The organism is Shewanella sp. A32, assembly GCF_029167175.1.
Classification (GTDB): Bacteria; Pseudomonadota; Gammaproteobacteria; order Enterobacterales; family Shewanellaceae; genus Shewanella; species Shewanella yunxiaonensis.
In genome coordinates this window covers 82,893-99,109 of the sequence record NZ_JARFTS010000008.1, presented here as the reverse complement: position 1 = coordinate 99,109, position 16,217 = coordinate 82,893, and the positions used below count along the sequence as shown (strand labels likewise).

The window sequence follows — 16,217 nt, the reverse complement described above, 5'->3', positions numbered from 1 at the left end:
TTCTGTTCCTTTAAATCTTGCTATAGGTGCATTGCCTGATGTTCATCAGATAAAGACCGCCAGAGAAATCTCCGTATTGCGCGGCAAGTTGTTGTCCTTTACATACAAAATAGAGCCACCTCTCCGCTAGGAAGAAGTGACTCTAGACGAGCCTATACCATTATGGATGATTGGCTGTCTTCTTGCATTTATACCGCCCGTTTCAACAACATGGACTTGATATGTCCAATAGCTTTGGTTGGATTCAACCCTTTTGGACATACATCAACACAGTTCATGATCCCGTGACAACGGAATACGCTATATGCGTCATCTAAATCCGCCAGTCGTTCTTCAGTTGCAGTATCACGACTGTCGATCAGGAAACGATATGCGTGTAGCAAACCGCTAGGACCAACGAACTTATCGGGATTCCACCAGAATGACGGACATGCAGTAGAACAACAAGCACACATAATACACTCGTACAACCCATCCAAATGTGCGCGTTCTTCAGGAGATTGCAAATGCTCACGTACTGGTTGCTTACCATCATTGATCAGGTAAGGTTTAATCTTTTCATACTGTTTGTAGAACTGAGTCAGGTCGACCACGAGATCACGCACCACCGGCATACCCGGTAATGGCCGGATTTCCAGCTTGCTACCTTTAAAGGAAGATACGTGAGTGATACAGGCCAGACCGTTTTTACCGTTCATATTCATGCCGTCAGAGCCACAAACCCCTTCACGACATGAGCGGCGAAAAGCTAACGATGGATCCTGCTCTTTGAGCTTCAACAGCACGTCCAGTACCATCAGGTCAGAGCCGTCTGGTATTTCCAAGCTGTAATCCTGCATGTAGGGCTTAGTATCTACATCAGGATTGTAACGATAAACTGCGATATCCAATTTCATCTGTACAACTCCTTAGTAGGTACGTTTCTTCGGTGGAAACGCTTCACGGAACTTCGGTGCCATGTTGACTGGACGACGATTCATGGTCTCGCTGACCGGATCAAACAGACTGTGACATAGCCAGTTAGCATCATCACGCTCAGGATAATCCTCACGGCTGTGAGCCCCACGGCTTTCAGTACGGTAATTTGCCGCATAAGCCGATGCGATTGCAGTCGCCATCAAGTTATCGAGTTCCAGACATTCAATACGCTGGGTGTTGAATTCTTTGGAGTTGTCAGACAGCTTGGCATTTGCCAGACGCTGACGGATCTGCTGCAGCTCCTCCAGACCTTCCGCCATGGCTTCACCGGTGCGGAATACGGAGAAGTGCATCTGCATACACATCTGCAAATCTTTACGGATTTTGAACGGGTCTTCGCCGTCTTTATTGCTTTCCCAGCGATTCAGACGTTCGAGCGACTTATTGATCTCTTCTTCAGTAGCGGCTTTAGGGCTTTCACCATCTTTCAGCACTTCGCCGAGATGATGGCCTGCAGCACGACCGAAAACAACTAAGTCTAACAGGGAGTTACCACCTAAACGGTTGGCACCATGCACAGATACACAGGCAATTTCGCCGACAGCGAACAAACCTTTTACATCCTGTTCAGTACCGTCTTCATTACGATGGATAACCTGACCGGTAACACGGGTTGGCAAGCCACCCATCATATAGTGACAGGTTGGAATTACTGGAATTGGACCATCAGCCGGATCGATATGAGCAAAAGTACGGGACAATTCGCATACGCCAGGCAAACGGGCCTCAAGAGTTTCTTTACCCAGATGATCAAGTTTTAGCTTCAGATGTGGACCGATATCACCGTCGACACAGCCACGACCTTCACGAATTTCAGTCATCATCGCGCGAGCAACAACGTCACGAGAAGCAAGGTCTTTCGCATTGGGCGCATAACGTTCCATAAAACGTTCGCCATCCTTGTTCAGCAGGTAACCACCTTCACCACGGCACCCTTCAGTTACCAGCACACCAGCGCCAGCAATCCCTGTAGGATGGAACTGCCACATTTCCATGTCCTGCAGCTGCACGCCTGCGCGGGAAGCCATACCGACGCCATCACCCGTATTAATGTGGGCATTCGTAGTCGACGCAAAAATACGACCTGCACCACCGGTAGCCAAAACCGTTGCCTTGGCCTTGAAGTACACGATATCGCCGGTTTCGATTTCCATCGCAGTGCAACCGACAATGGCACCGTCTTCATTTTTTACCAGATCCAGTGCATACCATTCAGAAAACACCTGAGTTTTGTTTTTTACGTTCTGCTGGTACAGGCAGTGCAATAATGCGTGTCCGGTACGGTCTGCAGCTGCAGCCGTACGAGCGGCTTGTTCACCACCAAAATTCCTGGATTGACCACCAAAGGGACGTTGATAGATTTTACCGTTATCGAAACGAGAAAAAGGCAGGCCCATATGTTCCAGCTCAATAATCGCTTCAGGACCAGTCTGGCACATATACTCGATTGCATCCTGATCACCGATAAAGTCTGAACCTTTCACAGTGTCGTACATATGGTATTGCCAGTTGTCCTCGTGGGCGTTACCCAGCGCTACTGTAATGCCCCCTTGAGCCGATACGGTATGAGAACGAGTTGGAAATACTTTAGACAAAAGCGCACAGCTCTTGCCTTCTTTAGAAATCTGTAGCGCAGCACGCATACCAGCACCACCGGCACCGATAACAACTGCATCAAATTCACGAACTGGAATAGCCACTTAAACCCCCCAGACAATCAGTATGCCGGCTGCCAGGTAAACAAAGGCAGTCACCACAAATACAAACTGCAATACCCCACGCAGCGAAATGTTCTTGACGTAGTCAGTGAGCACCTGCCAGACACCAATCCAAGCGTGGATCAGCAGCGCAATCAAGGCTAGCAAAGTGAACACTTTCATTGGCATAGCAGCAAACAAACCATGCCAAACATCATAGGTGAGAGGAGAACTTACTGCGGCAAATGCGACAAGGAATACGGCATAGGATGCCAATATAACTGCACTTGCTCGCAACATAATAAAATCATGGACACCACTGCGCCCAAAACTTGCTGCGTTGGTTACCATACCCATACTCCCGCCAACACTGAAAATATAATTGCCAGTATAAACACTGCCTTAGCAGAGGCTTTACCAGATGCTAGTTCTTCCCAGCGACCGGTATCCATCACCAGGTGGCGAAGACCGCCCAACAGGTGATAGCCAAGTACAGTAAGGATGCCCCACAGGATAAACTTTACAAAGAAGCTATCGAGCATGGTTTGCACATGGTTAAAGCTCTCGGCGGACTGTAATGAGGCATTTAATAGCCACAACAGAATACCGACAGCAAATAACATGATGACACCAGAGACACGGTGGAGGATGGATGCGATTGCAGTCGCCGGAAAGCGAATGGTCTGCAGATCTAGATGGACAGGTCTTTGCTTTTTCACGTTCTGCTCACTCAGCTCCATTGAGCATTTTTGTTATATGAACCAATTTTGATGAAAATTAGTTTGTGACGCAAGTCACATTTTTACATCGGCAAATGGTCTGCGTATTATAAACAGGTAACTAATTGACCTAAATCATATTTATGTATTATACAGCGATAGGTAAAAGCGTTCTGTTCATAGCCCCCAAGAACCGCAGCAAGTATACTCGGGGCAAAAGTCAAATACAAACATCACATTCTTGAAATTTTATTTTTTTTGGCTGTTTTTACCGTAAGCTATAGAGTTAACAGGGAAATTGGTCTTACCTATACCAATGTCTAACGGATTTAAACGCTTATTTAAATTGAAATGTGATCTAGATTACTTGTAAAGTAATTGCCGTTTGATACGCCGCACTCACATAATTGAAGTTAAGGAGATTGGGGTATGGCTGAATTAGTAGCCAAATTGGAACTTCCAGGGAACGACTCAATAGAACTGCCAGTAAAACAGGGAACGGCTGGTTTCGATGTGATCGACATCAGTAAACTGGGCAGCAAAGGATACTTTACTTTCGACCCAGGATTTCTTGCCACCGCCTCATGTGAATCAGCGATTACCTATATAGATGGTGAAAAAGGTATTCTGCTGCATCGAGGATATCCTATTGACCAATTAGCAGTAGAATCCAACTATCTGGATCTGTGTTATCTGCTGCTGTACGGAGAATTACCGACTAAAAAGCAATACCAGGATTTTAGCAAGACTGTCAGTATGCACACTATGGTGCATGAGCAGCTGACTGCTTTCTTCCGTGGTTTTAGACGTGATGCTCATCCGATGGCAATGTTGTGTGGTGTTACTGGAGCGCTGTCTGCGTTCTATCAAGATTCATTGGACGTTACGGATGAAAGACACCGCGAAGTTGCCGCCTATCGGTTGATTGCAAAGCTGCCGACAATTGCTGCGATGTGTTACAAGTATTCCGTTGGTCAGCCATTCCAGTATCCGCGTAACAGCCTCAGTTATGCAGGAAACTTCCTGCAGATGATGTTCGGTGTCCCTTGTGAAGAATATAAGGTGAATCCGATTGTTGAGCGCGCGATGGACCGCATATTTATCCTGCACGCTGACCACGAACAGAATGCCTCAACTTCTACCGTGCGTCTTGCCGGTTCATCTGGCGCGAACCCTTTCGCCTGTATCGCCGCTGGTATTGCGTCCTTGTGGGGCCCAGCTCACGGCGGAGCCAATGAAGCATGCTTGAAGATGCTAGAAGAGATTGGTTCAGTTGACCGTATCCCTGAGTTCATCGAAAAAGCCAAAGATAAGAACGATCCGTTCCGTCTAATGGGCTTTGGTCATCGTGTATACAAAAACTTTGACCCTCGTGCGAAAGTGATGCGCGAAACCTGTCATGAAGTGTTGAGCGAACTTAAGATCGACGATCCTTTATTGGACGTTGCGATGGAGCTCGAACGTATTGCCCTTGAAGATGAGTACTTTATCTCCAAGAAACTGTATCCGAACGTAGACTTCTACTCTGGCATCATCATGAAGGCCATCGGTATTCCAACGAGCATGTTTACGGTAATTTTCGCCTTAGCGCGTACCGTAGGTTGGGTGTCACATTGGAAAGAGATGCTGGATCAACCTGGACATAAGATCAGTCGTCCACGCCAGTTGTATACCGGACACGAACAACGCGATTTCATCCCTCGAGATCAACGTTCTTGATTTCTCTAAAAAAGGCGCCTCGGCGCCTTTTTAATTAGTCATTCCAACTTATCTGCCATCCGCCCTATCTAACCCCCTTGTAAGTCGCATTTAACGATTTGCTCACTTGGATTGGTCAATTTCACCAACTAGTAAACGCTTTTGCTACATTCTCTGGTTAAATTCAACAAATCCAATCAAAAACACTTATAACATATTGATTAACAATAACTATTAATCATGGCACCAGTTTTGCTTTTATGGCTGTAATCTGAATGATAAGGATCTTCAAATGAAACTGACATCCACCTTTATTAATCGTATTGCAGTTGCTAGCGTTGTGGGGCTAATGCTTAGTGGCTGTGGCGAAGAACAACAAGCCAAAAAAGACGAGCCGTTTGCTATTCCAGTTGAAATCGCTACCGTCGCTCAAGGACAGGTGTCGTCCTATTACAGCACAACGGCCACACTCGAAGCCCCCGAAGAGGCCAATGTTGCTACCCGGATCGCTGGGGTTATCGAACATATCTATGTGGAAGAAGGTGATCGGATAAGTAAAGGCCAAGTTCTGGCGCAGATCGATGCCCGAAAACAACGCTATGAACTGGAACATTCAGAAGCAGAAGTAAAAATCCTGTCTCAGGAGCTGGAACGCTATCGAAAGATGAAAAATCCCGAATTCATCAGCGCCGATAGTGTTTCTAAATTGGAATACAGCCTGCAATCGGCCATTGCCCAAAGGGACCTAGCTAAACTGCAGGTGCAAGAAAGTGAAATCCGCTCGCCTATCGATGGCATCATTGCCAGTCGTTTTGTCAAAGAAGGCAATATGGCCAAGGAGTTTGACAAGCTGTTTTACGTCGTTAAGCAAGATGAACTATATGGCATCATGCATTTGCCAGAACAGCAACTTGCGAGTCTCAAACTGGGTCAAGAAGCTCAAGTCTACAGCAACAAGACAGATCATGTTGCCGCCTCAGTGCTGCGGATAAGTCCTGTCATTGACAGCAACAGTGGTACTTTCAAAGTAACCTTGTCGATCCCTAACCAAGAAAACCGGATGAAAGCTGGCATGTTCACCCGTGTGCAGCTGAAATATGACACCCATAACAATGTCCCCGTTGTCCCCTACAATGCGGTGGTCAATCAGGACGATACCCAGGCACTTTACGTGATCCAAGATGGTAAAGCGCAGCGTCGTGAAGTAAGGCTTGGCTACCGCCAGGACGATAAAGTCGAAGTGACTAGCGGTATCAAGCCAGGCGAACAAGTGGTAGTAAGAGGCCAACACAATCTGAAAGATCAGTCAGTTGTCGAAGTGTTGTCACCATTAAGCCTGACTGCTGCCAAATAACTAAAGGGGCTTTTGCAATGTCAATGATTGATACCTCAGTCAAACGCCCAGTTACCGTCTGGATGTTTATGTTGGCCATTATGTTATTTGGGATGGTCGGATTTTCACGGTTAGCGGTAAAGCTACTGCCGGATCTCAGCTACCCGACACTCACTATCCGCACCCAATATAATGGTGCGGCTCCAGTTGAAGTCGAACAATTGGTCAGCAAACCCATTGAGGAAGCGGTGGGTATTGTAAAAGGTCTACGAAAAATCAGTTCGGTCTCGCGTTCGGGAACATCTGACGTCGAATTGGAGTTCGAGTGGGGAACAAACATGGATCTCGCTGGACTAGAGGTTCGCGAGAAGCTTGATACGATTGAACTGCCACTGGATGTTGATAAACCGGTACTGTTGCGGTTTAACCCCAATCTTGACCCCATCATGCGTTTGGCTCTACCCGCAAAAGATGGCAGTGAAGCTGAACTGAAACAACTGCGCACCTATGCTGAAGAAGAGCTTAAGCGCGAATTGGAAACGCTTCCTGGCGTCGCCTCAGTGAGACTCTCCGGCGGTCTGGAACAAGAAATTCATATTCTGTTAAATCAGCAAAAATTATCTCAGCTAAATCTGAGCAGTGAACTGATCAAACAACGGATCGCGCAAGAGAACATCAACCTGTCGGCTGGCAAAGTAGTTCAGGGCGATAAAGAATATTTGGTAAGAACTGTAAACCAATTCAGTAACCTACAAGAATTATCCAACATTATCATCTATAAAAATGGTTCAACTTTGGTACGTCTTGGCGATATTGCCCAAGTCACCGATGGTTTTAAGGAGCGCTCAGATATCACCCGTATTGGTGGTCAGGAATCGATTGAACTGGCGATTTATAAAGAAGGTGATGCCAATACAGTGGCCGTTGCCCAAAAAGTACAGCAGCAACTGCAACGCATGAAAGCCCAAGCGGCTAAAACAGGCGCTCCGACACCGGAGGTGATTTATGATCAGTCGGAATTTATTGAAAGTGCGATCAACGAAGTCACCGCTTCGGCATTGATGGGTAGTCTATTGGCCATGCTGGTGATCTATCTGTTCCTGCGTGACATTATTCCCACCCTTATCATCTCCATTTCGATTCCGTTTTCAGTAATTGCCACCTTTAACATGATGTATTTTGCAGGACTAAGCCTGAACATTATGTCACTTGGCGGCATCGCACTGGCGGTCGGCCTGTTGGTAGATAATGCGATTGTCGTACTGGAAAATATCGACCGCTGTAAGGCAACCGGGATGAACCGACTGGATGCCGCCGTCACCGGAACGCGCGAAGTTGCTGGGGCAATTATCGCGTCAACACTGACCACACTTGCCGTTTTTGTGCCGTTAATATTTGTCGATGGTATTGCGGGTGCACTTTTTAAAGATCAAGCACTTACAGTAACTTTTGCCTTATTGGCATCGCTATTGGTGGCACTGACATCTATTCCAATGCTCGCCTCCAGAGAGGGTTTTAAAGCCTTACCTCCCTTAGTTAAAAGAGCATCTAAGCCGCTAGCTGACAGCCGTTGGGGCAAGTTCCGCTATTATGGTGCCACAGTGTTTGCGCTCCCCTTTACCTTACTATTTAACTGGCTGCCACGAACTCTCATGACTTTCATCCTAATGATTGTCAGGTTCATGAGTTGGCTCGTAGGCTTAATTATGCGGCCATTATCGGCGGTATTTAACGCTGGGTATCAACTGCTCATACGGTTCTATCGGCCGTTACTCAATAGTGCGCTACAGCACAAAGCGGTAACAATCGCCATCGCGTTAGTGTTTACTGCTTCTGCTGGATTACTGGTTAATCGCCTGGGGATGCAGCTGATCCCGCCGATGAATCAAGGCGAATTCTATGTGGAAATTCTGTTGCCTCCCGGCACTGAAGTTAGCCATACCGATAAAGTGCTGCAACAGCTGGCTTCATCTATCAGCGACGATAAAGCCGTAAAACACGCATACAGCCAGGCCGGCAGTGGTGGGCTGATGACATCTGATACCAGCCGTGGAGGAGAAAACTGGGGCCGACTACAAGTGGTTTTGGCAGATCACCACGCTTTTGAAGAAGTAGCAGCTAAGCTGCGAGCCCGAGCCCGGACAATTCCAGAGCTAGAAGCCAACATTAAGTTTCCGGAGCTGTTTACCTTTAAAACACCGTTGGAAATCGAGCTGAGTGGTTACGAGCTTGGCCCATTAAAAAGCAGTGCTGATGCGTTGGTAAAAGCCTTGGAAACGGATCCACGTTTTACCGACATCAACAGTACCTTGCGTGATGGACAGCCAGAAATCACGATTCGCTTCGACCACGCGCGGATCGCAGCGTTGGGCATGGATGCACCGACAATTGCCTCCAGAATTGCACAACGTGTTGGTGGTACTGTTGCCAGTAAATACACCTTGCGTGAACGCAAAATTGATATTCTGGTACGCAGCGAAGCCGATGAGAGAAGGCAGATAAGTGATATTGGTGCCATGCTCATCAATCCTGACAGTCCACATCCACTGCCATTAAGTGCTGTCGCCGATGTGCAGTTGGCCATCGGTCCTTCAGCCATAAATCGCGTCAGTCAACAGCGGGTAGCGATTGTCTCTGCCAATTTAGCGTATGGCGATCTAAATCAAGCCGTTAGCAGTGCCCGTCAGTTACTGGCTCAGGTGCCAATATCAGCATCAGTACAAACCCGTTTCGGTGGTCAGAATGAGGAAATGGAAAGCTCTTTCAACTCGCTGAAAATTGCACTGATCCTGGCGGTATTTCTGGTCTATATCGTGATGGCCAGTCAATTTGAATCGCTGCTGCATCCGTTGTTGATCCTAATGGCGGTGCCAATGGCCCTTAGCGGCAGCGTCTATGGTCTATGGCTCAACGGCAGTAAATTGTCTGTCATTGTGTTTATTGGACTTATCATGCTGGCGGGAATTGTCGTAAACAACGCCATTGTGTTGGTCGACAGGATTAACCAACAGCGGGCAGCAGGCGTCGATAAGCTGGATGCTATCCGCGAAGCTGCGGCGTCACGGTTACGGCCTATTCTGATGACAACCCTCACGACCACACTTGGCTTGCTACCCATGGCTATCGGTCTGGGTGATGGTGCAGAAGTGCGAGCACCTATGGCTATCACGGTGATTTTCGGCTTGAGTTTATCAACCTTGCTGACACTGGTCGTTATCCCGGTGCTTTATGCCTTGTTTGATCGGAAAACTTTCACGGCCAAAGCTGCTATGCCTTCCGATGACGACAAAGTGACAGGAGTCAACGCATGAACCTGACAGCACTCGCGTTAAAAAGACCGGTCACTACCAGCATGTTCTTTATCGCCATCCTGTTATTTGGTATGGCGGCCGCACGCTTGTTGCCGCTGGAAATGTTCCCAGGTATCGATATTCCGGAAATTGACGTACAGGTGCCTTACAAAGGTTCTTCTCCGGCAGAAGTTGAGCGGGATATTACCAATGTGCTGGAAGAATCCCTGGCAACAATGGGCGGTGTGGATGAGCTGAAGTCGAAATCGAGCCAAGATGGCAGTGAAATTGAAATTAAGATGAAATGGGGTGAAAACGTTGCCACCCGCAGTCTGGAAGCCCGCGAAAAAATCGATGCGGTGCGACATTTACTGCCTGATGATGTCGAGCGAGTGCTTATTCAGCAATTCTCTACCGCTGACATGCCAGTGCTCACCGTGCGCATATCCAGTGACCGCGAGCTATCTGCTGCATTTGATCTGCTGGATAAGCAGTTGCGCAGACCACTAGAACGGGTTGACGGAGTCTCCAAAGTCACGCTTTATGGAGTCGATCAGAAGCAGATTGAAGTCCGGATTGATGCCCAACGTCTTGCCGCCAGTGGTATTACATTACCACAACTGCGCCAACGGTTGCTCCGAGAGAACTTTATCGTCAGCGGCGGTAATTTGCGTGACGATGGAATGCTGTATCAAGTCTCACCCAAGGGAGAGTTTCGTAACCTTGATGAAATAAGCGCATTAACCATCGCACCGGGGATACATCTTGGGGATGTCGCAGACATCCGCTTTGCGCTGCCAGAGCGAACTGAAGGCCGTCATCTTGACCAGAAATATGCTGTCGGCTTGGACATATTCAAGGAGTCAGGTGCCAATCTGGTGGATGTTTCCAATAAAGTGATGAAAGTTATTGATACAGTCAAAAACGACCAGCAATTTCGGGGTATTAAGCTGTTCATCATGGATAACCAAGGGGTGGAAGTAGAATCCTCTCTGCATGAACTGTTGATGTCAGGCATGATCGGTGCACTGCTGTCGTTCGTGGTGTTATATCTGTTTCTACGTAACCTGCCGATGACGCTCATTGTGGTGTCGTCGGTGCCAATCTCTATCGGTCTGACACTCGCCGGCATGTACTTTCTCGGTTACAGCCTCAACATACTTTCCATGATGGGACTGTTACTGGCGATTGGGATGTTGATTGATAACGCTGTAGTCGTGTCAGAAAGCGTGCTTCAGGAACAACAACATCATCATGGTGGGATAGAAGGCATCATTGCCGGGGTCGACAAAGTATCACTGGCGGTACTGGCCGGGACACTTACCACCGCCATCGTATTTTTACCCAACATTTTTGGGGTCAAGGTGCAGCTGACCGTCATGTTGGAACATGTCGCTGTCGCTATCTGTATCTCCTTGGCCGCCTCGCTGTTGGTGGCAAAAACCTTAATTCCGTTATTACTGGCCCATATCAAACTGAAAAAAGACGTGGTTGACGCGGCCCCACCCAAAATGCAGCGGCATTATCAACGCAGTCTCGACTGGGTATTATCACACCCTAAAATATCCACCCTGATCGCTGTTTTGATTTTGCTGTCGACCGCCTTACCACTGCAATTCGTGCAAAAAGACAACGAAGACAGCGACAGTACAGAACGGATGTACATTAACTATCAGGTAGATGGTCGCCATAGCCTGCGAGTAACGGAAGCAATGGTTAATCAGATGGAAGACTATCTCTACGCCAATAAAGAGAAGTTCTACATTGATGCCGTATACAGCTACTACGCTACGGATGAAGCCAGTTCAGTGATCCTACTCAAGCCCGATTTACCCGTAGACGTCAATGCGCTCAAAAAGCAGATCCGCGCTGGTTTTCCCAAATACGCCTTTGCAAAACCACAGTTTGGTTGGGGAGATGAAACCTCTGGTGTGCGCGTTACCCTTACCGGCCGCTCCACCAGCGAACTCATTCAACTTAGTCAGCAAGTAATACCGCTGTTATCTCATATCAAAGGGTTACAGGATGTTCGCTCCGAGCTCAATGGTTCCCAAAAAGAAGTCGTGATCCATATTGACCGTGAGTTAGCGGCACGCATGGGACTGAAACTCAACGATATTGCCAGCACAGTTGGCACCGCATTACGTGGCACGCAATTACGTTCATTCCGTCATGATCCCAGTGGAGAACTGCGAATTGAGCTGTTATATGAGCAACAGTGGCAGCAATCACTGGAAACGTTGAAACAGCTTCCCATTGCCAGGATCGGGGATAAGGTATTTTCTCTAGGCACTATCGCCAGCATTGCGATTGAACCCCGATTTGACGTGATCCGCCATTATAATCGGGAAACCGCCTTATCCATCGGAGCCAATCTGGAAGGCATCACCATGGAACAGGCGCAAAAAGAGATCACTCAGGTAATGCAACACGTGAATTTTCCTGATGGCTATCGATTCTCACTTACCGGCGGATTTGAAAAGCAGGATGAAGAGCAATCAGTGATGCTGATAAATATGCTGCTGGCGGTAGCCATGATTTATATCGTCATGGCCGCACTGTTTGAATCGCTGTTACTGCCAAGCGCGATTATCACCAGCATATTGTTTTCCATCACTGGGGTTTTCTGGGCACTGCTGCTCACCCACACCCCCATGTCAGTGATGGCAATGATCGGCATTCTGGTGTTGATGGGCATTGTAGTCAACAATGGCATTGTGCTGGTTGATCAGATTAACCAGATGACACCTGATTTGGATCAATTGTCACGGGTAATTTCTGATGTCTGTATCACCCGGTTACGGCCAGTATTGATGACGGTGGGCACCACTATTTTAGGGTTGGTACCTTTAGCAGTTGGTCATACCCAAATCGGCGCAGGAGGTCCGGCGTATGCCCCAATGGCAATCGCTATCATTGGCGGACTCGGATTTTCTACCCTCACCAGTCTGTATCTGGTGCCACTGTGTTACCAGGCGTTTTATCGGATGCGGCACCATAGTGCAATGTACTTCGGCCACGCGTTGCAACTGAGCCGAAGCTTATTGCCCTGGACCTGAGACTTCTTTTAAAGAGCCGCTTTAGCGGCTTCTTTGTTAGAGTTAAAATAGCGATTCCGTACTTTATTCCCTATCTGCAAACAATTCACGGGACGAGCAAACATGATGGCAGGCGTGCTGAAACAAACATCAACATGGTTAGGCAAACTGCTGCTGGTATCGTACATAATGACACCACTGACATATGCCGCCGAGCAGGATGCCTTTGCCAACGTTACCGTCAAAACGACTGAACTAGCACCAGGTCGCTATATGCTTGAAGGCGCAGGAGGCAATATCGGTGTCAGTGCTGGTAATGATGGTTTATTGATTATTGATGATCAATATGCCCCTATGGCAGATAAGATATCTGCCGCTTTGCACGAACTCCATGATGGATATCCGAAGTACATCATCAATACCCACTTTCACGGTGATCATGTCGGCGGTAACAATTTCTTTGGCCAATACGGCACCATCATCGCACAAACTCAGGTACTTACCCGTCTAAAAGAACAACGCATAGAGCGCAATGCATTGCCGGTCTTGGTTTTTGACAGTAGCCTGGAAATTCATTTTAACGGTCAGGTCATGAAACTCATCCACCTCGGTCCAGCGCACACGGATAGCGATACTATTGTCCTATGGCAGGATGGAAAAGTCGCACATACTGGCGATCTGTTTATTAAAGATCGGTTTCCTTTCATCGACCTAGAACACGGTGGCTCAGTCATTGGATATCGCGATGCCGTGGCCCAAATACTGGACCTTGTTGATGACAACACCCAAATTATTCCCGGGCATGGTTCGTTAGCAACAAAAGCCGATCTGCTGCGCTTCAAACATATGCTTGATGACTGTATTAACTGGATGTTGGATGGCAAACGAAGTAGCAAAACCCTAGATGAAATGCTCGCAACGCCGTTACCGGAACGCTGGCAAAACTGGGGGTGGAATTTTATTCCTAAAGAACGTTGGGTCCGCACCTTGTATAACGGCCTTCCAGCTCAATAGTACTATTCAAAATACTGCTGGTTAAGTTTGTTACCTAGATAAACCTTTCCTAAAATTTAAAGGAGAACGGGTCAAAAAAAGGTCTCATGTTATGGACCAGACAGACAAACACCTTCCCGCAACAGATAACGTTGAAAAACGTTATTTTTTATTACTGGATCCAGAAGGTTGTCTGCAACAATGTCGTCAAAAACTTCAAAATACCGCTTGGCGTTGCGTTCCGGTCGACAATGCCGCCCAAGCGCTGCAAGCAATTCACAAATACAATATTCAGGTGGCGGTCGCCACCATCAATACGAGTAATCAGCACTTCCTGGCTAATGAAATTGACACCATCCACCAGCAATTTCCCTGTATTTACTGGCTGGGAATTTCTGACACACCTTTAAATAAGGATAATAGCTGGCTGTTATCCGCTAATTTCGTGGATTACTACCACCTTCCGGTGGACTGGTGTCGTGTGATAAATGCCATTGGTCATGCATGGGGAATGGCGCAGTTGTGCCCGACCATCCCCGCCTTATCCAGCAAAAATCCTGTTATTCCAGATATTCAGGGTGACCATCCGATACTGCAGGCGCTGCGACGCAATCTGCAAAAATTTGGGGCTGCCGATGAAACTGTATTGCTCAGTGGTGAAACCGGCTCAGGGAAAGGACTCTGTGCAAAATGGCTGCATCAACTATCGAAACGATCTGATGGGCCGTTTATCAGCGTTAATTGTGGTGCATTACCATCGGGAATTATTCACTCCACGTTATTCGGACATGAAAAAGGCGCATTTACCGGAGCAGATAAACGCTATATTGGTCAGATAGAACAAGCCAATGGCGGAACCTTATTTCTGGATGAAATTGCCGATTTACCGCTAGATTTACAAGTCCATTTGCTGCATTTCCTCGATGATCACACCATTATGCGCATCGGCAGTAATACCCCTTTAAAGGTGGATTGCCGTTTACTGTTTGCGTCTCACCAGGATCTGGAATCCGCCGTCGATGAAGGACGTTTTCGTGAAGATCTCTTTCACCGGTTAAATGTATTACGCTTACATGTACCAAGTCTCAGAGAATACCGCAGTGATATTATGCTGCTGGCACAGCAGTTGTTGGATGACTGTCTGGGGGCGGATAAAAATATGGTATTCAGTGATGACGCCGTAAAAGCCATCTGTAGCTACAGTTGGCCAGGCAATGTGCGTGAACTACGTAACCGCATTCATCGCGCAGTGGTGTTAACTGACAATAAGATCATTCAGGCGCAGGCGTTAGGATTGTCAGCTAATACCATTGTTGAATCCTGTGAAGCACTTAATTTGCAACGGGCAAAACTGGATGCCGATTTGTTACTGAAAGCGGTAACCGAAAATAATAACAATATCTCAGCCGCGGCCAGACAACTGAATATTTCACGGACGACTTTTTACCGCTTGATTAAAAAATGCAATATTCAATTATGATAACTCCCAGCCGTATAAGGGATACTCTGCCAAGGAGCAAGCCATGTATAAATACGGTTCAGTCATTAGCCTGTTGTTAACATGTGCGGCATTGGTTGCCTGCCAACCTAAGCCGTCAGATGATCAGCAGCAACTACAGATGTTGCGGCAGGATGTTAAAAATCTGCAGATCCAGCTCAAGCAAGTCGCCAAACAGGTGGATGAAATTCACCAGATAGCAACTGATTCCACCCGGCCTAAAACCAAAACACTACCGACATTAAAAGACCTGGATTTGGGGGGAACCCTGCCCTCTTTGGGGTCAAAGGATGCCAAGGTGGCAATTCTGGAGTTTTCAGATTTTCAGTGTCCCTACTGTAAACGGTTTATGGATACCAGTTTTAGCAAGCTCAAATCAGAGTTTATTGATAATGGCAAAGTACTGTACGTGGTGCGTAATTACCCACTGAGCTTTCACAGCAAAGCCGAAGGCGCGGCCATTGCGGCTGAATGCGCTAAAGCGCAACAGCAATATTGGCCAATGCGCGAACTGTTATTTGCCAATGCCAAGACATTAGGTGACGAACTTTATACTAGCACTGCCGAGCAGTTAAAACTCAATATGGATACATTTAAAAACTGCCTTGCTGATCCTGCGATAAAAACTCAGGTCGCTGCCGATCTGGCTTATGGCCAGCAGTTGGGGATCAATGGCACCCCCAGTTTCGTCATTGGTAAAGTCAAAGATAACCAGTTGATTGAACCCGAACTTTTGGTTGGTGCACAACCCATTGAAGCCTTTTTGCCGCTGATATCCAAAAAGCTCGCGGATTAACGCCTGCAGCTTTTTACCGTTACACAGAACGACTTTATCGGCAGCGCTGTGTAACGGTAACCCATGATATTTCACCGTTCATTCTTACCATTGACCCCCGCCTAAACACAGCAATCAATCTGTATCACCGGAGGTCACGTGTTGCACCCACATTACACAGATAGTCTATTGAATTTA

The 16,217-nt window shown here is 47.3% G+C and carries 11 protein-coding genes; 7 read left to right on the top strand and 4 right to left on the bottom strand.

The window, feature by feature from the left end:
- Positions 1-188: 188 nt before the first annotated feature.
- From PY479_RS08415 to sdhC, 4 genes are read right to left on the bottom strand one after another with little or no spacing between them, the layout of a single operon-like run.
- The gene (locus PY479_RS08415) at positions 189-896 is read right to left on the bottom strand and encodes a succinate dehydrogenase iron-sulfur subunit (protein ID WP_212596073.1); all 708 of its coding nucleotides are present in this window, start codon (positions 894-896) and stop codon (positions 189-191) included.
- Positions 897-908: 12 nt separating this feature from the next.
- A complete protein-coding gene (gene sdhA, locus PY479_RS08410; RefSeq protein WP_212596072.1) occupies positions 909-2,678 on the bottom strand; it encodes a succinate dehydrogenase flavoprotein subunit in 1,770 nt (589 codons plus the stop codon).
- The gene (gene sdhD, locus PY479_RS08405) at positions 2,679-3,026 is read right to left on the bottom strand and encodes a succinate dehydrogenase, hydrophobic membrane anchor protein (RefSeq protein WP_212596071.1); all 348 of its coding nucleotides are present in this window, start codon (positions 3,024-3,026) and stop codon (positions 2,679-2,681) included.
- Positions 3,020-3,415: a succinate dehydrogenase cytochrome b556 subunit gene (gene sdhC / locus PY479_RS08400; RefSeq protein ID WP_212596070.1), complete on the bottom strand. Its 396-nt coding sequence runs from the start codon at positions 3,413-3,415 to the stop codon at positions 3,020-3,022. The genes sdhD and sdhC overlap by 7 nt, the downstream gene beginning before the upstream one ends.
- 408 nt (positions 3,416-3,823) lie before the next feature.
- On the opposite strand from sdhC, the gene PY479_RS08395 reads away from it, so the two are divergent.
- The 7 genes from PY479_RS08395 (at position 3,824) to PY479_RS08365 (ending at position 16,040) form a co-directional block, all read left to right on the top strand.
- Entirely contained in the window at positions 3,824-5,113 is a 1,290-nt protein-coding gene (locus tag PY479_RS08395) for a citrate synthase (protein WP_212596069.1), read from the top strand.
- 277 nt (positions 5,114-5,390) lie between these two features.
- Entirely contained in the window at positions 5,391-6,446 is a 1,056-nt protein-coding gene (locus PY479_RS08390) for an efflux RND transporter periplasmic adaptor subunit (RefSeq protein ID WP_212596549.1), read from the top strand.
- 17 nt (positions 6,447-6,463) lie between these two features.
- Positions 6,464-9,736, top strand: a complete 3,273-nt coding sequence (locus PY479_RS08385; RefSeq protein WP_275483477.1) for an efflux RND transporter permease subunit — start codon at positions 6,464-6,466, stop codon at positions 9,734-9,736.
- Positions 9,733-12,774, top strand: a complete 3,042-nt coding sequence (locus PY479_RS08380) for an efflux RND transporter permease subunit (RefSeq protein WP_275483476.1) — start codon at positions 9,733-9,735, stop codon at positions 12,772-12,774. The genes PY479_RS08385 and PY479_RS08380 overlap by 4 nt, the downstream gene beginning before the upstream one ends.
- A gap of 102 nt (positions 12,775-12,876) precedes the next feature.
- Positions 12,877-13,767, top strand: a complete 891-nt coding sequence (locus PY479_RS08375) for an MBL fold metallo-hydrolase (RefSeq protein WP_275483475.1) — start codon at positions 12,877-12,879, stop codon at positions 13,765-13,767.
- 91 nt (positions 13,768-13,858) lie between these two features.
- Entirely contained in the window at positions 13,859-15,226 is a 1,368-nt protein-coding gene (locus PY479_RS08370; RefSeq protein WP_275483474.1) for a sigma-54 dependent transcriptional regulator, read from the top strand.
- Between the two features lie 43 nt (positions 15,227-15,269).
- Positions 15,270-16,040, top strand: coding sequence for a thioredoxin domain-containing protein (locus PY479_RS08365; protein ID WP_275483473.1), 771 nt, complete (start codon positions 15,270-15,272; stop codon positions 16,038-16,040).
- The last annotated feature ends 177 nt before the right edge of the window (positions 16,041-16,217 follow it).

Bases quoted from the DNA above. Each gene is read 5' to 3' on its own strand.
- PY479_RS08415 (WP_212596073.1), bottom strand. From the start codon at position 896: ATGAAATTGGATATCGCAGTTTATCGTTACAATCCTGATGTAGATACT.
- sdhD (WP_212596071.1), bottom strand. From the start codon at position 3,026: ATGGTAACCAACGCAGCAAGTTTTGGGCGCAGTGGTGTCCATGATTTT.
- sdhC (WP_212596070.1), bottom strand. From the start codon at position 3,415: ATGGAGCTGAGTGAGCAGAACGTGAAAAAGCAAAGACCTGTCCATCTA.
- PY479_RS08395 (WP_212596069.1), top strand. From the start codon at position 3,824: ATGGCTGAATTAGTAGCCAAATTGGAACTTCCAGGGAACGACTCAATA.
- PY479_RS08385 (WP_275483477.1), top strand. From the start codon at position 6,464: ATGTCAATGATTGATACCTCAGTCAAACGCCCAGTTACCGTCTGGATG.
- PY479_RS08380 (WP_275483476.1), top strand. From the start codon at position 9,733: ATGAACCTGACAGCACTCGCGTTAAAAAGACCGGTCACTACCAGCATG.
- PY479_RS08375 (WP_275483475.1), top strand. From the start codon at position 12,877: ATGATGGCAGGCGTGCTGAAACAAACATCAACATGGTTAGGCAAACTG.
- PY479_RS08370 (WP_275483474.1), top strand. From the start codon at position 13,859: ATGGACCAGACAGACAAACACCTTCCCGCAACAGATAACGTTGAAAAA.
- PY479_RS08365 (WP_275483473.1), top strand. From the start codon at position 15,270: ATGTATAAATACGGTTCAGTCATTAGCCTGTTGTTAACATGTGCGGCA.